Origin of the sequence: Pseudomonas sp. R2-37-08W, from assembly GCF_003851705.1 — a bacterium.
Classification (GTDB): domain Bacteria; phylum Pseudomonadota; class Gammaproteobacteria; order Pseudomonadales; family Pseudomonadaceae; genus Aquipseudomonas.
Map to the genome: position 1 here is coordinate 2,419,354 of NZ_CP027728.1, position 17,740 is coordinate 2,437,093.

12 protein-coding genes are annotated in these 17,740 nt (G+C 60.1%); 3 read left to right on the plus strand and 9 right to left on the minus strand.

Annotation, left to right across the window (positions count from 1 at the left end):
- Positions 1-143 precede the first annotated feature (143 nt).
- The 5 genes from C4J93_RS11365 to C4J93_RS11385 form a co-directional block, all read right to left on the minus strand.
- A complete protein-coding gene (locus C4J93_RS11365) occupies positions 144-1,118 on the minus strand; it encodes a D-glycerate dehydrogenase (protein WP_124429345.1) in 975 nt (324 codons plus the stop codon).
- Entirely contained in the window at positions 1,118-2,413 is a 1,296-nt protein-coding gene (locus C4J93_RS11370) for an MFS transporter (RefSeq protein WP_124362403.1), read from the minus strand. Before C4J93_RS11370 ends, C4J93_RS11365 begins: the two co-directional genes overlap by 1 nt.
- A gap of 54 nt (positions 2,414-2,467) precedes the next feature.
- Positions 2,468-3,409, minus strand: a complete 942-nt coding sequence (locus C4J93_RS11375) for a sugar kinase (RefSeq protein WP_124403863.1) — start codon at positions 3,407-3,409, stop codon at positions 2,468-2,470.
- Positions 3,402-4,184 (minus strand): sugar phosphate isomerase/epimerase, encoded by a 783-nt coding sequence (locus C4J93_RS11380; protein WP_124403864.1) that lies wholly within the window; start codon positions 4,182-4,184, stop codon positions 3,402-3,404. The genes C4J93_RS11375 and C4J93_RS11380 overlap by 8 nt, the downstream gene beginning before the upstream one ends.
- 90 nt (positions 4,185-4,274) lie before the next feature.
- Positions 4,275-5,330: a LacI family DNA-binding transcriptional regulator gene (locus tag C4J93_RS11385; protein WP_124429346.1), complete on the minus strand. Its 1,056-nt coding sequence runs from the start codon at positions 5,328-5,330 to the stop codon at positions 4,275-4,277.
- A 561-nt stretch (positions 5,331-5,891) separates the two neighbouring features.
- Here C4J93_RS11385 and C4J93_RS11390 point away from each other — a divergent pair.
- From C4J93_RS11390 to C4J93_RS11400, 3 genes are all read left to right on the plus strand, one after another.
- Positions 5,892-7,580 (plus strand): hypothetical protein, encoded by a 1,689-nt coding sequence (locus C4J93_RS11390; protein WP_256660170.1) that lies wholly within the window; start codon positions 5,892-5,894, stop codon positions 7,578-7,580.
- A gap of 139 nt (positions 7,581-7,719) precedes the next feature.
- Positions 7,720-9,756, plus strand: coding sequence for a hypothetical protein (locus C4J93_RS11395; RefSeq protein WP_256660171.1), 2,037 nt, complete (start codon positions 7,720-7,722; stop codon positions 9,754-9,756).
- 237 nt (positions 9,757-9,993) lie between these two features.
- The gene (locus C4J93_RS11400; protein WP_124429347.1) at positions 9,994-12,249 is read left to right on the plus strand and encodes an autotransporter outer membrane beta-barrel domain-containing protein; all 2,256 of its coding nucleotides are present in this window, start codon (positions 9,994-9,996) and stop codon (positions 12,247-12,249) included.
- A 53-nt stretch (positions 12,250-12,302) separates the two neighbouring features.
- On the opposite strand, the gene C4J93_RS11405 is transcribed toward C4J93_RS11400, so the two are convergent.
- The 4 genes from C4J93_RS11405 to C4J93_RS11420 all read right to left on the minus strand — a co-directional run bounded on the left by C4J93_RS11405 (position 12,303) and on the right by C4J93_RS11420 (position 17,735).
- Complete coding sequence (locus tag C4J93_RS11405; protein WP_124429348.1) at positions 12,303-12,890, minus strand: LysE family translocator; 588 nt, start codon at positions 12,888-12,890, stop codon at positions 12,303-12,305.
- Positions 12,891-12,944: 54 nt separating this feature from the next.
- On the minus strand, positions 12,945-13,784 hold the full coding sequence (locus C4J93_RS11410) for an AraC family transcriptional regulator (protein ID WP_124429349.1): 840 nt from the start codon (positions 13,782-13,784) through the stop codon (positions 12,945-12,947).
- 72 nt (positions 13,785-13,856) lie between these two features.
- On the minus strand, positions 13,857-14,498 hold the full coding sequence (locus tag C4J93_RS11415; RefSeq protein ID WP_124362412.1) for a DUF1345 domain-containing protein: 642 nt from the start codon (positions 14,496-14,498) through the stop codon (positions 13,857-13,859).
- 138 nt (positions 14,499-14,636) lie between these two features.
- Positions 14,637-17,735: an efflux RND transporter permease subunit gene (locus C4J93_RS11420; protein WP_124429350.1), complete on the minus strand. Its 3,099-nt coding sequence runs from the start codon at positions 17,733-17,735 to the stop codon at positions 14,637-14,639.
- Positions 17,736-17,740: the final 5 nt, after the last annotated feature.

Consider the following 17,740-nt stretch of genomic DNA (forward strand, 5'->3'; position numbering starts at 1 on the left):
GTGGGAGGGGGCTTGCCCTGATGCCATTGTAGGAGCGAGCTTGCTCGCGAAGAACTCAGGGGCCCCGCGTTCATTCAGAATGAACGTGTTGCCTAGACGTTTTTCGCGAGCAAGCTCGCTCCTACAGTGATAGGGCTCGCCCCTTATTTCCAGGCGCCTGGGTTCACCAGGTTCTGCGGCCGCTCTCCGGCCAACGCCTGCAGCAGGTTATCTACCGCACATTTGGCCATCGCCTCGCGTGTTTCATGGGTCGCCGAGCCTATGTGCGGCGTCGCCACCACATTGTTCAACCGCAGCAGCGGCGATGCGTGGTCGAGCGGTTCTTTCTCGAACACATCCAACCCGGCCGCCCGAATAGTGCGTTGCTGCAAGGCCTCGACCAGCGCCGCTTCGTCCACCACCTTGCCCCGGGAAATGTTGATAAAGATCGTCTCCGGCCCCATCAACGCGAACTCTTCAGCGCCAATCAGCTTCTCGGTTTCAGCCGTCAGCGGCAAGGTCAGGCAGACAAAATCGGCCTCTTTGAGCAGTTCCGGCAAGCTGCGGTACTGCGCGCCAAAACGTGCCTCTACCGCAGGCTTGGGCGAATGGCTGTGGTAGATCACCGGCATGCCGAAGCCAAAATGCCCACGCTGGGCCAAGGCTTCGCCGATGCGACCCATGCCGATGATGCCCAAAGTCTTGCCGTGTACATCGCTGCCGAAGTGTGCCGGGCCGATGTTCTTGTTCCATTGGCCGGCGCGCACCATGTCGGCCAGTTCCACCACGCGTCGGGCAGTCGCCAGGATCAGCGCAAAGCCGGTGTCGGCGGTGGTTTCGGTGAGCACATCCGGGGTGTTGCTGAGCAGGATGCCGCGCTGGGTGAGGTAGTCGATATCGTAGTTGTCCACCCCCACGGAAACGCTCGCCACCGCTTCCAGCTTCGGCGCAAGGTCAAGCAGCCCGGCATCCAGGCGCAGGCTGGCGCCCAACAGCCCGTGGGCGTTGGGCAGGGCGCTGCGCAGTTGGGCCAGGCCGGCCTCGTCCAGTGAGTCGATCAGGGTCACGTCGGCCTGCTCATGCAGGCGGGCCATCAGCGGCGCGGAGAGTTTCTTGTATAAAACCACGGATTTTTTCATCAGGAATTGGCCTTCATTTCGAGGGTAGCCACGGGCTCGCGTACGCGGTCGCTGGCGCCGGGCTTGAGGAAAATCGTCAGCACCACCGACAGCATCAACGCACCGCTCATCAACAGGTACGAAGCGCCCGGCGAACCGGTGCTGCTATTGAGGTAACCCACCAGGTACGAACCGCCGAACGAGCCCAGTGCGCCCATGCTGTTGATCAGCGCCATGGCGCCGCCGGCGACGTTGGCCGGAAGGATTTCTGGAACGATGGCGAAGAACGGACCATAAGGCGCGTACATGCACGCCCCGGCGATCACCAGCAGGGTATAGGACCACCAGAAGTGTTCAGCCCCGAGCGCGTAGGAGGCATAGAACGCGATGGAGGCAACCAACAGCGGCGGCCAGACGAAGCGTTTACGCTTCTGCAGCTTGTCCGAACCCCAGGACACCACCAGCATGCCGATCACCGCTGCGAGGTAAGGCAGGGCTGACAGCCAGCCGGCTTCGACCATGTCCATCTTCAGGCCGGCCTTGAGGATCGACGGCAGCCACAGCACGAAGCCGTATACGCCAATGCTCCAGCAGAAGAACTGCAGCGCCAGGATGATCACCTTCGGCGAGCGAAAGGCCTCGGCGTAGTTTTTCACCGCCTTGATCCCGACTTGCTCGGCGGCCAGGGCAGTTTCCAGGCTGTGCTTTTCCGTGTCGCTCAGCCACTTGGCGTCCTTGGGACGCTCGTCGGCCAACTTCCACCAGATAAATGCCCATAACACCGCCGGCAGGCCCTCGATGATAAACATCCAGCGCCAGCTGAAATGCTGCACCAGATAGCCCGAGACCACCGACATCCACAGCATGGTCACCGGGTTGCCGAGGATCAGGAAGGTGTTGGCCCGCGAGCGTTCCGCACGGGTGAACCAGTGGCACAGGTACACCAGCATCGCCGGCATCACCGCAGCCTCGACCACCCCGAGCATGAAGCGGATGACGATCAGCATGTAGGCGTTGGAGACCACCCCGGTCAGGGTAGCCAGGCCGCCCCACAGGATCAGGCTGACGAAAATCAGCTTTTTGACGCTGCGCTTCTGCGCGTAGATCGCCCCCGGCACCTGGAAGAAAAAGTAGCCGAGGAAAAACAGCGCGCCGAGCAGGGACGACATGCCCGGCGTGATCATCAGGTCTTCGGCCATCCCTGAGGCGGCGGCGAAGCCGTAGTTGGCGCGGTCCAGGTAGGCCAGGCTGTAAGTGATAAACACGATGGGCATGATGTACCACCAACGGCGGGTGGCGAGTTTCACGGTTTCCATAAGGTTGCTCCTGAGCTTGTTGTAGTTGTGGCAACAGGGAGAGTGGGTAATGGGTCAAGCAACGGATCGGCTGGGTAGTTCGGCGCGGGTGGGCAGCCCTTCCATGTCGCCGCGGCTCTGTACGGCGCGGCTGCCGATCCAGTTGCCGCGTTGTACCGCCTCGGGAAAGCTGGCGTTTTCCAGCAGGGCGCTGATCATGCCCACGGCAAAACCATCGCCGGCGCCCACGGTGTCGACCACCTTGTCCACGCGCACGGCGGCGACGAAGCCCTGGTCCATCTGGGTGCGGTAATACGCGCCGTCGGGCCCGAGCTTGATTGCCACCGCTTCGGCGCCCTGATCGAGGTAGAACGCGGCAATATCCGCCGGGTCATCGAAGCCGGTAAGCAGCTGGCCTTCGCTGAGGCCGGGCAATACCCAGTCAGCCAGGCCGGCCAGGGCGTTGATTTCGCGGATCATCTGCGCCTGGCTGGCCCACAGGGATGGACGCAGGTTCGGATCGAAGGACACGCTGCGCCCGGCCTTGCGCATCTGTGTCATCAACTCCACGGACAATTCGCGGGTGGCCTCGGACAACGCCGGCACAATCCCGGTGGCATGCAGGTGACGAGCTTGCAACAGAGCCGGGCTGATGGCCGCAATCGACAGATGGCTGGCCGCCGAACCTTTGCGGAAGTACTCCACCTGAGGATCGGCGCCAGCTTCTTCGCGGGACTTGAGTTGGAAACCGGTGGGGTGCAGCGGGTCGATGGCTACATGGCTACAGTCCAGGCCTTCGTTGACCAGGGTATCGACCACGAAGCGCCCGAGGGAGTCGTTACCCACCCGGCTCAACCACGCGACATTGAAACCCAGGCGCGACAGGCCAATTGCGACATTGCTGTCGGCCCCGGCAATGCGCTTGTGAAACTGGCCGACCTGGGCCAGGTCGCCGGTCTGCTCGGCGACGAACATCGCCATGGTCTCGCCAAACGACAGGATATCGATCTCAGACATGGGCATTCTCCACGCGGGGTTGGCCAAGGCGGGCGAGGGTGGCGACCTGTTGCGCGGTGACCTGGATCAGGTCGTCGCCCTGCAGCGGAAATTCCACCGCCCGGGTAATACCTTGGGTCATGTGCGTGAGCAGTTGTTCCCACAGATGCAGGTCGGTGGCGCCAGGCGGCTGGGCTACCAGCTTGCCGTCCGGGCGACGGGCCACGGCCTTGCAGTGCAAGTAGTCCACGTGCCGGCCCAGCAGGCGCGCGGCGGTGAGCGCGGATTGGTCCTGCCATTGCCAGTTGCCGATGTCGAAGGTCATCCTGACCGGCAGGCCCAGGCGGTCGACCTCAGTGAAAAACCGTTGCATCGGCTCGATCCGCCCACCGTGCAGGGTCTGGTCATTTTCCACCAGCAGCTTGACCGCATGGCGGTTGAGCAGGGCGTGCAGGCTTTCGAGGTCGTTGGTGTCGGTGAAGTAACCCAGGGACACTTTCAGCCAGCGCGAGCCGAAGGCCTGAGCGCGGTCCAGGGTCGCGGCCAAGTCTGCATTGGGCTGGGCACGGCCGGCGACCCAAAGTTCCAGGGGCGAGGAAAATACCGATTCCAGGCCTTGCTCGGCGGCGGCCTGGGCCAGGGTGCCAGGCGGTTCGGTGGTCAGCAGTTCTTCACGCCATTCGATGCGCCGGGCACCGGCGGCGTGCAGCAGCGCGACAAAACTCAATTGGCCCTGCTGGCGGACCAGCTCGGCGCCGTAGCTGGAAAGGCTGATAGAGACGGGATATTCATGCATTGTTGTTTACCTCTGAAACCGGTTTCATTTTTATGCGCAGAGCAAAATGTGGGAGGGGGCTTGCCCCCGATAGCGTTGGGTCAGCTACAGCTAAGCTGACTGATATGCCGCAATCGGGGGCAAGCCCCCTCCCACAGGGAGTTGGGTGGAGCCTCGGATGATCAGTTGGGGCAAAAAATCCAGGGTGCGCGTGGGGGCTGTATCGCCACGCAAACGCTTGAGCAGGCAGTCGAACGCACTGGCACCAATCGCCTCGGTCGGCTGGGCGAGCGCTGTGATGCCACTGCCTACCAGCGGATACCAGTCGAGGTCATCCAGGGCAATCAGGCCGATATCGTTGAACAGGTGGCAGCCCAACGCCTTGAGCGCACGGGTGCACGCCAGCGCCGCCACGCCGTTGGCGCAGAACAGCGCTTTGCGCGCGGGTTTGGCCAGGAAGATGCGCAGGTGATTTTCCAGCGCGTCGTTCAACTCGAGTACGGCGCCGTTCATGTCCGGGCGGTTGGCGACTTCAGTTTTGAAACTGTGCAGGCGTTCGAGCCGTGAACTGGTGCCGTCGGTCGCCTCGCTCACCAGCAGCACCTCGCGATAGCCCTGCTGCTCAAGATGCTCCAGCGCCATACGCACCGCCGCCGGGTTGTCCAACCCCACCAGGTCGCTGTGCAGCGGCTCGACCTTGCGGTCCACCAGCACCAGGGGCATTTCCCGTTGCAGTTCCAGCAATTGGTCGAGGTGATGGCCGAGGGTGTTCACGATCAACCCTTCGATGTTGTACGAACGCAGCGCCGCCAGGTGCTGGCGCTCTTGTTCGTCATCGCGGTCGGTGTTGCATACCACCAGGCTATAGCCATGCTGGCGGCAGGCGGTTTCGACGCCGTGCATCACGGCAATGGAATAGGGGTTGCGGATATCGGCCACCAGCATGCCGATCAGGCGCGTGCGCCCACGTTTGAGGCCACGGGCCATCTGGTTGGGGCGGTAGCCAAGTTCATCGATGGCTTGCTCGATGCGCAGGGCGATGGCATCGGAGAGCAGGGCGCGGTCATCGCCGATAAAGCGCGACACGCTGGCCTTGGACACACCTGCGCGCTCGGCGACATCGAGCATGGTCACGCGGCTGCGCTGGGCGGCGGAAAATGAAGTCACGGTGGCGGGCCTTTCTTATTGGAATAGAAAATTGTGGGTCAGGCTGAAACCGGTTTCAGAAGACACCACACCGTGCGAGTCGTCAAGAAAAAACCTAATGGATTTGCGTTTCTGACCGGCTGGAATCCGACGAATGGATAGCTGCACCTGTGAGTTCTGACAGTATCGAACGGGTGTGATTGAGGCTTTAATTTCTTCAACCCCAGGCCGGCTCATACGGTGATCGCTGGTTATTCCCGGCTGCAATGTTGAGGAAATATTTATGTCCGATACCGACGAACCAGCTATCACCGCCGACAGCTCCAGGCTGTATGACAACGGGCCCCTGGCATTGGCCCCGATGATTATTCCCGGGGTGGACCCGCTGGATCCGGAGGGCCTGATTCCGGCGGCGCTGATGCTTGCACCGCTTGAAGTGCTTATTCCCCAGTGGGGGCCGCCACCAGAACCGCTGGATACACCCCATATCCTGACTCTGTTTTGGGCACGGGGCGGTGCGGTGGTCTATCGCGACTTCCTGACGATCAATGCGCCGCCCCCCCGTTGCCGATCGAGCATCAGATGTTTGTCCCGCTGGTGGTACTGCGCGCCTTATCGGGCCCCGTTGAGCTCTATTACTCAGTCACGGACTCATTTGGCGGCGAGACTGTCCTGGACCCCAAACGCACACTCACCGTGGACATGGATGAGCCGCAGTTGTTGGATCCGGCGGACCATCTGGAGTTCGTGGTGCCCCCTTCACCTGTGATGGACGAGGCTTATCTGCTCGCCAACCCTCTGGTGGCGTTTCATGTGCCGGCTTACAGGGGGCGCAGCGATGGCGACGTCCTTCACTTTTACACCTCCAATCTGGCCAACCCACCGGTCGCGCGTGAGGACGGCGTGTACGAGTGGGTATCGAGTGGCGAGCCCCTGATCGCGTATCTGCCCGCCGACGTATTTCGTCATCTGGCTAATGGTGCCGCTTATATCTTTTTTCGCATTTTCGACAAGGCCGGCAATTTCAGTGATCGCAGTGCGGGCCTTCCGTTTCAACTGGGCCTGATCCCTTTGCCTTCTGATCTGCCGCCTCCCGAAATCTATCCTTCTGAGCTTTACACCGACTTGTTGATCAATCGCGAAGACGCCAGGGCCGGAATTTTTGTGCGGATCGGCAGCTATACCGGCTGGGCGCCGGGCGATCAGGTTGTGGTGTATTGGAAAGGCAGGCCCACGTCGCTCCATCCCGTTGACGGCTCCCCCACCGATGTGCCGATTCCATGGCCGGTGTTGCGCGGACCTCTGACGGATACGCTGGCGCCGGAAACGGTGCCGGTACGCTATGAGATTATTCGCGGCACGCTGCCCGCCTTTCCTTCGTTTGCCATTCGCGTGAATGTGAACCTGACCATCGCCGGGCAGGACCACGCCAATGCGCCGGCACTGCTGAATCCGGACTTACCCCTGGCAGAGGTCCGCGGGCTGGTGTCCAACCTCCCGAATGTGGTCAACCATGATGACAACCCTGCCGGCGCACGGGCCCGAGTCTTCCTGTATGAAAAGCCGGAGCCGGGGCAAGTGCTGCGGTTTTTCTGGGACGGTGTCGGGCCGGTTGCGTCCTACACGGTGCAAGCGGGGGATGTGGAAGGGCAGTTGGTGTTTTCCACGGTCATTCCGTGGGCGGTCATGGCGGGTTTTATTCATCCTGCCTTGCCCGTGTACTACACCACCAGTAATGGAGTGAATGAGCAACAGTCTGAAAACACCTTCGTCAATGTCAATACCGGCACGCTGATCTCATTTCCATCGCCGATCCTCAAACATACCCTGGTAGGCGGAGCCGGTTATTTAGCCTGTTGCTCAAAGCCCGAGGTGTTTCATGGCGTGCATTGGCATATAGCCAATGATCAACGCTTTGAACTTGATGACGTCGTGAGGTTTTTCTGGGCTGGATACCTCACGAATAATTGGGAGGGGCCGGTGATTGAAGACTCTCGCTATGCTGAAAGTAAATCCTTTGATAGCGATTATGACTTGATCAATGGATTGGACTTTACGGTAGCGCCCTATGAAGAAAAAGTTGTACCGATGCACAACTTTGGTTCCGCTCAAGTGTTTTATCAAGTCAGGCGTCGTGGCATGTTGGTCGGCGAGTCCGTGCCCAGAAAAATTCGTATCGATTTAAACTATTCCGCCGACGGCTATTGTAAGGCGGGTGACATTATTAACTGTTCAGCGACGGGGCAAGCAGCCCGCGTTCTGCGTGAGTAAGTTAAAACTGCTACGGCATTTTATGTTCTGAAGTTCACGCTGCTGTTATTGAGCAGTATGTTGAGAATGTTCGCAGTGTTGTATTGCGCGGATTCCTGCGCCTTGAAGTCACGCTTACCTGAAGAGTCTTGGAGATACTATGAAAAGGCAAACGTTGGAAGCTATTCGAAATTTCCAAAATGAACGCAAAGCCAACCCTGGTTTGTTTGCGTTGCCGGACGCTAAGCTGGAGGGGGAGGTGCCTGGATTTCCCGGGTTGATCACCGCAAAGGTCGCACGCAGCGAAAACATGAAGGTGACCATTGCGCGGCCGGATGATTTCAGCACCAATCCGTTAGAACCTGATACGTATACGCTGTGGGTCCAGCCAAATGATCAGGCGGAATGGAAAGACCCAATCATCATTCCGGCAGCGAATGTTCCGGCAACCGGGCTTGAGATAAATGTTGTACGCGGGCGCCGCCCGATCGGTATCAATAAAGTCAAATATAGCATAGAGGTTTTCAGCGTTGGCAACACTACCGAGTCTATTCCGCAGTTGCTTATCATCGACCTTGATCCACCCTTTGTAAATTGGGTGGGTACGCCCCCCGCACCTGTTCCCCCCATTGATTTACCTAGCAGCGTTGAAGCGGATTATTTCTTGGGCAAGCCCAACCAATCGGCAATATTTACTCTTCCCAGCGAGTATCTGAGTGAAGGCGCAATGCCTGGGGATAAGGGAGCGTCTTACTATGGAGATGACGACGAACCCTATTTTCCGGTACCTGGTAATCCAGATCCTTTTTGGGTCATTCCTGCAGACCTTAGTTTTCCGTTGCCGCTGTCGGTTGTCCAGGCACATCCGGACGGCGAAAAGGCATTGCGGGTTGTCTACGTGGATGCGGCGGGCAATGAGTCAAAAAAGTCGGGTGCCTTCAGGTTCGACGTGAGCTTATTTCCTAAACCCAGCAATTTTAAAACTCCCACTATCGATTTGGCTTCTCCCGGCGATGGCTTGACCAACCGTGCTGATGTGGCGGCACTTAACGGCATGATTGTGCGTATTCCCGAATACGATAATGTGCTGCGCGCGGACGATGAACTGATTATTACCCTCACCACCAGCCTGGGCCCGCAAACCTTGCCCGGCTTTCCGGTTGGAAGCGCAATTTTTCCGATTCCCGTGCATGTCAATTATGCGACGCTGGTCGCACTCTACGGGGCCACGGTAGGGTTGCTGCCATTGACGGTTTCTTATGCGGTCAAGCGCCGCTCGGTCCGTTACGCGGCGGGCTTGACAGCGACGACGAACCTGGACCTGGATGTCGTAGGCCCAACCCCGGAAGGTCCCGATCCGATCAATACCAAGCTCAATCGGGTGCGTGTGATAGGTGTGCGGCTGGACGGCACTGAAGGGCCGGATGACGACCAATTGACTCCGGCGCATGCGTCCAGAGATGCCATCGCGCGAATCAGACTGTGGGATGAACCACCGACACCTGACGCCAGAGACTTTACGATCAAGCTTTTTTATAACGGAAATATGGTTGATTCCCGCTTGATAACCGGTGGTGTCGCTAACGAAGATGTCGATATGGTTATTCCGTGGGCCGCCATCTTCGACGGTAAAAACGGTACCAAATTGGCGTATTACACGATTGAGTCGACAGGCACTACCAATTCGCAGCAGTCGCCTCTCACACCCGTCAATGTGACTGCGATCGTTATCTCGCTGGACGCACCGCGGGTGAGAAACCTCAACGCAGCCGGCTTCATCAATTGTGACAGTTTCAGGCCTGTCGGGCCGCCCCCTGGCGACCTGGTGGTGTTTATTCCACCCAGCAATGAGTTCCGAATCAATATGGTGGTGACGCTGCATTCGCAGGGCTATAGCGATGACCTCGGAACAACGCCTGTTAGCGCTGCTGTTGGCCTGGCTAACAGGACCATCCTGACGGAAACTGATATAAACCTAGGGTTCGAAATGAATCTGGGACCTTACGCGACCATCTTCAAAACCATCCAGCCAAACGCTGCTGCGCGCCTTATGGGGTCGATGAAACTCTGGTACAGCATCCCATTCTCTGGCGGTCCCTTGAACTCCGATGAGACGCTCCATCGTGCCCGTGGTCACAGAGCTGGGGCACCAGGCACTCCCGGAACTTTCTGTGATGGAACTGCCGTACCCGTTTAGTTGGGTGTAACGGTCCAGACCTAAGAGCGGCAGACCCGCTCTTAGGTTTTTTTTGACAAAAAAACTATGTATTGACTCCGGGCTCAAACCCGCATTCATACGGCACCTTAAGACTAATCCTACATAAAATGGTAACCGCTCTGGATACCTTGGCACCGCTCGATCGGCTGGCTCCCGCGCACTTTGGAACCGGCCAGATTTTTTCCGTGAAGGAATGCCAACCCAGAGGTCCATTCAATGTCAACTGTATTCAATTTCAAGCCATCGCCTTTAAGTCTGGCGTTGAAAGTCAACGCTGTCACCTTGTTGATGCTTGTAGCGCACGCCGCCGATGCCCGTGTCATCACCAAGCCTGACGATTTCGTCGTGCCTGGGCCAACTCCGGACTCGTTTGAGTTAAAATCAGGCTCCGGCTTTACCGTCAAGGGTGCCGTCACCAAGAACATTACCAGTCAGTCCGCAACCTTGACACTCGAGCCGGGCAGTTCTACCCAGGACATTACGGCCTATGCGTCCACTGTTCGTATCGACGGTTCCGATGTCATTGCGCGTAGCACCGCGAATGCCGCCGTGCAGTCCAGCGACAGCAATGTGTTGGTCACCAACAGCAATATCCTCAACAAAAACGGCAGCGGGCTGGTCGCCGGCCGGCAAGACGGGTCCAAAGTGGGCTCTAAAATCAGAGTGGTCAACTCCACCATCACCGGCACGCAGCGCGGCGCCAGTGCCAGCGCCTACAGCGTACTTGACCTGGTCGATACCAAGGTTGAAGCCACCGGTGCGACCGGTGTGGGGATTGCCCTGTTCAGCGGTCAGGCCTATGCCACCAACAGCCAGATTGTCGGCGGGCAGAACGGTGTGCAAATGGGTATAGACGGCACCTCCGGCGTACTGGGCAACAGCCTGGTGCTGGACGGATCGAGCGTTGAAGGCAAAAGCGGCGCGGCCATTCTCACCCGGCAAGGCAGCAACGCCGACATCCAGGTGCGCAATGGTTCCAATCTGATCGGCGGCAATGGCAATCTCCTCGAAGTCACCGGTGGCTCCACGGCCAACCTGAACGTGGACAGCAGCTCACTGTTCGGCGACGTGGTGGTCGAAGACGGCAGCCAGGCAAAAGTGCAACTCAATAACGGTGCCTTTCTGACCGGCCAGTTGAAGAACGTCGCCGAACTGAGCGTGAACGAAGCGTCCAAGTGGGTGCTGGTCGGCAACAGTAATGTTGACGCCTTGAAAATGGGCGGTGGCTCAGTGGAATTCGGCGCGCCGAACGAGTTTTACCAACTGGATGTGAAGAGCCTGGACGGTAACGGCACCTTCATCATGCACACCGACTTTTCCACCAACCAGGCCGACTTCCTCAACGTGCAAGGCAAGGCTGAAGGCAACCACAGCCTGCTGCTGGCGGCCACCGGTTCGGAGCTGGCCAAGGGCGAGCCGATCAAGGTGGTGCACACCGAAGGCGGTGATGCGCAGTTCGCCCTGGCGGGCGGCACCGTTGATATTGGCGCCTATGATTACGGCTTGAAGAAAGAAGGTACCGACTGGCTGCTCGACCCCTCCCGTCGCGGCACCAGTACTACCGCCCACTCGGTGCTGGCCTTGTTCAACAGCGCGCCGACCGTGCTGTATGGCGAGATGAGCATCCTGCGTACGCGCATGGGCGAATTGCGCTTCAGCGAAGGCGCGGGCAACGGTATGTGGATGCGCAGCTACGGCAACAAATTCGATGTGGCGGCCAACAAGAACGGTGCGGGCTACACGCAAAACCAGAAGGGCTTCACCATCGGTGCCGACGCGCCGTTGTCCGGAGGGGACGGCCAGTGGATCGCCGGTATGATGGCCGGTCACAGCGTCTCCGATCTAAGCCTGAACCGTGGCAGCAGTGGCGAGGTCAAGAGCTACTATGTGGGCGGTTATGCCACCTGGATGGACGCTGAAAGCGGTCTGTACTTCGACGGTGTGGCCAAGCTCAACCGTTTGCACACCGACAACAATGTGACCATGAGCGATGGCAAGAAAGCCAAAGGCAACTACGCGCAAAACGCCGTGGGTGCCTCGGCTGAGTTCGGTCGCCATATCAAGCTGGACGACGGCTTCTTCGTCGAGCCTTATGGGCAGTTGTCGGCCACCATCACCCAGGCGCAAAGCTACGACCTGACCAATGGGTTGCACGCCAAGGGTGATCGTTCCAGTTCGGTGGTCGGTAAGCTGGGTGTGACTGCGGGCAAGAACATCCAACTGGAGAGCGGCGGTATCCTGCAGCCTTACTTGCGTACTGCGGTCGCCCACGAGTTTGACCAGAGCAACAAGGTGTTCATCAACGACCAGAGCTTCAACAACGACCTGTCCGGCTCGCGCATCGAGCTGGCGGCCGGTGTAGCCATGGCCGTATCGGAGAACGTCAAGCTGCATGCCGACTTCGAAACCAGCCAGGGCAAGAAGATCGACCAGCCTTGGGGCGTCAACTTCGGCGTGCGGTACGACTTCTGAAGTTGTCGTTCGATTGAACAGGGGGAAGCTATGGCTTCCCCCTTTTTTTACATTCAGATCACTACACTCAGCCAGGCCGAACCCAGCAGAAGCAGGGCCATACAGCGGTTGAAGCGTTGCATGGCACTTGGCGAACGCAGGAACTGGCTTGAGCCTGCACCCAGCACGGCCCAGGTTGCCAGGCATGGCAAGGAAATCAGGAAAAAAACCATCGACAGGGTCATTACCTGGCTCTGGCGTTCTGCACCATTACCCGCAAATACACTGACCACTGCCAGCGCCATCATCCAGGTCTTGGGGTTGATCAATTGCAGGCTGGCGGCACCGCTGAAACCCAGTCGCTTTTGCGCTGACTGTACGTCCAAGGCCTCCACTGGCGCGCTGAAAATCTGCCAGGCGAGATAGCTCAGCCAGGCCACGCCGGCCCACTGCATCGCACTTTGTACCTTGGGCAAATGCACCAGTGACTGGCCCACCCCGGAGCCCACCAACAGCACGATGCCTGCTGCACCCAGGCAGGCGCCGAGGATGATCGGCAGTGCGGCCTTAAAGCCATACCGTGCGCTGTTACTCAGCACCAGGATATTGGTAGGACCCGGGGTGATGGAGGCGACAAAGGCAAACAGGATAAACGGCAACATGGCGGGCGACTCCCAACAATCAATTGATGGAGTCGATCTTCACAGGCCTGAACGCTACCTGTCTGGAACATTTGAGCAACGCTTGCGGTACGCGGCGGGCGTGAGGCCGTAGGCGCGCACAAACCAGCGGCCCAGGTGGCTCTGGTCGGCAAAACCCAGGGCCATCGCCACATCCGCCGGTTGCTCGCCCTTGCCCAGCAAATGCCGAGCGTGAGCCAGGCGCAGTTGCACCAGGTAGGCGTGAGGCGGCAGGCCGAACGCGCTCTTGAAGGCGCGACTGAGGCGGAAGCGGTCGACACCGCAGGCCAGAGCCAGTTCTTCCATGCCGATGTCTGCGTGCAGATGGGCATGCAGGTATTCCCGGGCCTTATGCGCCACCTGCGGCAATCGCGGGTCCTCGCGGTAGCGGATGCGCCAGTAGAGGTGGCTGGTGAGGCGCTCCAGCAATTGGTCCATGGCGCGTTGCCGCACAATGCGCAGCTCGCCGCTGTGCAAGGTTTGAAAGGCCTGGCTGGTGGCCAGGGCCAGGCGCGGATCGCCGGTCAAGGTGCTGGCGAAACTCAACTGGCTGTCCAGCGGCGCCTCTTCGAACACTGCGCTCACTTCACGCGCCAACCAGTGCGGGTCGAGGTACAACATGTGATAGGTGAAGCCGTCCGGGGTGGGCGCGTCGCCGTCGTGCAACTCACCGGGCTCCACCAGGAACACTTGGCCCGGTACGCTGTTGTGGCGCGTGCGGCGGCAGTTGAATTGCTGTACGCCTTGTTCGGTGACGCCGATCAGGTAGCTGTCGTGCCAGTGGGGATCGTAGGCGTGGCCCTCGAAATGCGCGCGCAGGGTCTCGATGCCGGTGTCGGCGTCCTGGGACAGGTCGATCCAATTGTGCGCGGCCATAAAACACCGAGGATGAATGTGTATCGCCATTAGCGCCCAAGGGCGGCCAGGCGTCTAGAAGGTTTGTGCAACTCAGCCAAACAGGCCTGCGGCGATATTGATCGAAAACCCCAGAATCGCCGTGTTGAACAGAAAACCGATCAACGATTGCCCCAGCACCACCTTGCGCAAGCCACGGGTGGCGACGCCCACATCGGACGTCTGCACCGCCACGCCGATGGTGAAGGAGAAATACAGGAAGTCCCAATAGTTGGGCGTGAGCAAGCCTTCGGCAAAACGCAGCGCCGGCTCCTTGCCGTTCCAGGTGTAATAGAGCCTGGCGTAGTGCACGCTGAAGATCACCCCGATCAACAGCCATGAACCGATCACCGTCAAGCCGGTGAAGCCGTAGTGCAACAGACGTTCGGTGGGCGCCAGGTCTTTGCTGCCGACCAGTTCGAAGGTGATGGTGGCCAGGCTGGCGATGGCGGCGATGCACACCGTGAACAGCACCAGGCCGGCGTTCTCGTCCTCGACCTCGGCGATGCGCTTGACGTCCTCTGCCTTGGCACGGCTGGTCAGCCACAGCATCAGCACCAGGTAGGTCCAGACCCCGGCGTTCCAGCCGATCAAAATTTTGCTGGCCAGCGTATCGGCGGGTACCAGGATGCCCACGGCGAGGCCGAGCACGGCGGCGGCTGAGAGGCGAGGGTGGGTGCGGGCGAGGAAGGGCATGGGTGCTCACAGCTAGCGATAGTTGAGCAGACTGTAACTGATCCTGTGGGAGGGGGCTTGCTCCCGATGGCGGTGTATCAGTGCCAAATATGCTGACTGACACACCGCCATCGGGAGCAAGCCCCCTCCCACATTGGATTAATCTTTGTTGTGGCGCTTGCGCACCAGTTTCATCACCACCACAAAGAACACCGGCACGAACACCACCGCCAATGTCGCGGTGATCATCCCGCCAATCACCCCCGTACCAATCGCCTGCTGGCTCGCCGAGCTGGCACCGGTGGCAATCGCCAGCGGCACCACGCCGAGGATGAACGCCAGCGATGTCATGATGATCGGGCGCAGGCGCAGGCGCGCCGCCTTCAAGGTGGCGTCGATCAGATCTTCACCCTGCTCGTAAAGGTCCTTGGCGAACTCGATGATCAAAATCGCGTTCTTCGCCGACAAACCGATGATGGTGATCAAGCCGACCTTGAAGAACACATCGTTGGGCATGCCGCGCAGGCTCACGGCCACCACCGCGCCGAGCACACCCAGGGGCACCACCAGCAACACCGAGGTCGGGATCGACCAGCTCTCATACAAGGCCGCCAGGCACAGGAACACGATCAACAGCGACAGGCCCAGCAGCAATGGCGCCTGGGAACCGGACAAACGTTCCTGCAACGACAACCCCGTCCATTCCTGGCCCAGGCCCGCCGGCAACTGGGTGACCAGGCGCTGGATTTCGTTCATCGCCTCGCCGGTACTGTGGCCCGGCGCCGCTTCGCCACTGATGGCGATGGCCGGGTAGCCGTTGTAGCGGGTCAATTGCGTCGGCCCCTGGGTCCATTTGGCTTCGACAAAGGCAGACAACGGCACCATCTTCCCGGCGTTGTTGCGCACGTTGATCTTCATCAAGTCCGCCACCTGGCTGCGCTGGTCGCCTTCAGCCTGCACCACCACGCGCTGCATGCGGCCCTGGTTGGGGAAGTCATTGATGTAGGCCGAGCCGATGGCCGACGACAGCACATTGCCCACATCGGCGAACGACACGCCCAGCGCATTGGCCTGCTTGCGGTCCACTTCCAGCTGTACCTGCGGCGCTTCGGCCAGGGCGCTTTCACGCACGTTGGCCAGGACCGGACTTTTCCCGGCAGCCTCCAGCAGCTCGGTGCGCGCGGCCATCAGCCCCGCATGGCCAACGCCGCCGCGGTCCTGCAGACGGAACTCGAAGCCGCTGGAGGTGCCCAGGCCGTCTACCGGCGGCGGCAGGATCGCATAGGCGATCGCATCCTTGAGCCCGCTGAAAGCCATGTTGGCGCGGTCGGCAATCGACGCCGCGGAGTCATCGCTGCCGCGCTCCGACCAATCCTTGAGCGTGGTAAATGCCAGCGCCGCGTTCTGCCCGGAGCCGGAGAAACTGAAACCCATGATCATGGTGGTATCGCCCACCCCCGGCTCACCGGCGTTGTGCGCCTCGATCTGCTCGGCCACCTGCACCGTGCGGTTCTTGCTGGCGCCCGGTGGCAGCTGGATATCAGTGATGGTGTAACCCTGGTCTTCCACCGGCAGGAATGAGGAGGGCAGGCGACTGAACAACAGCCCCAGGCCCACCAGCAATACCAGGTAGATCAGCAGGTAACGCCCGCTGCGCTTGAGCGCATAGGCCACCCAGCCTTCGTAGCGGTCGGTGAGCTGTTCAAAGCGTTTATTGAACCAGCCGAAAAAGCCACCCTTGGCATGGTGCTCGCCCTGGGCAATCGGCTTGAGCAAGGTGGCGCACAGCGCTGGCGTCAAGGTCAGGGCCAGGAAGGCCGAGAACAGGATCGAGGTGGCCATCGACAACGAGAACTGCTGGTAGATCACCCCCACTGAGCCTGGCATGAACGCCATCGGCAGGAAGACCGCGACCAGCACCAGGGTGATACCGACAATGGCGCCGGTGATCTGGCCCATGGCCTTTTTCGTCGCCTCCTTGGGTGACAGGCCTTCAGTGGCCATGATCCGTTCGACGTTCTCCACCACCACAATCGCATCGTCCACCAGGATGCCGATCGCCAGCACCATGCCGAACATGGTCAGCACGTTGATCGAAAACCCCAGCAACAGCATGGTGGCAAAGGTACCCATCAACGCAATCGGCACCACCAGGGTGGGGATCAGGGTGTAGCGCACGTTCTGCAGGAACAGGAACATCACCGCGAACACCAGCGCCATTGCCTCCAGCAAGGTGTAAACCACCTTGGTGATCGAGACTTTGACGAACGGCGAGGTGTCGTAGGGGATCTTGTATTCCACGTTGGCCGGGAAATAGCGCGACAGTTCGTCCATCTTCGCCCGCACCAGGGTCGCGGTGTTCAGCGCGTTGGCGCCTGGCGCCAGTTGCACGCTGACGGCGGTGGACGGTTTGCCGTTCAGGCGCGTGGAGAACTGGTATTCCTGGCTGCCGACTTCGACCCGCGCCACATCGCCGATGCGCACGGTGGAGCCGTCAGGGTTGGCCTTGAGCACGATGTCGGCGAACTCCGCCGGCGTCGACAGTTGGCCCTTGACCAGAATGGCGGCGGTGATTTCCTGGGTATTGGTGCCCGGCAAGTCGCCGATGCTGCCCGCCGACACCTGGGCATTCTGCGCGCTGACGGCGGCATTCACGTCGGCCGGGGTGAGGTTGAAACCGATCAGCTTCTGCGGATCGATCCAGATGCGCATGGCGCGCTCGGCGCCATACAACTGGGCCTTGCCCACCCCGTCCAGGCGCTTGAGTTCGTTCATCACGTTGCGCGCCAGGTAATCGCTGAGCGCCACGTCATCGAGCTTGCCGTCGCTGGACGTCAGCGTGACCAGCAGCAGGAAGCCGGCCGAGACTTTCTCCACCTGCAAGCCTTGTTGCGTCACTGCTTGCGGCAGGCGCGGCTCCACCGCCTTCAAGCGGTTCTGCACATCCACCTGGGCCATTTCCGGGTTGGTGCCCGGCTGGAACGTGGCGGTGATGGTCGCCGAACCGAGGCTGCTCTGGGACTCGAAATACAGCAAATGATCGGCGCCGTTGAGCTCCTGCTCGATCAGGCTGACCACGCTTTCGTCGAGGGTCTGGGCCGAAGCGCCGGGGTATACCGCGTAGATTTCCACCTTTGGCGGCGCTACGTTGGGGTATTGGGCCACCGGCAATTGCGGGATCGCCAGGAAGCCGGCCAGCAAGATGAACAGGGCCACTACCCAGGCGAAAATCGGGCGGTCGATAAAGAACTGCGGCATGGCGG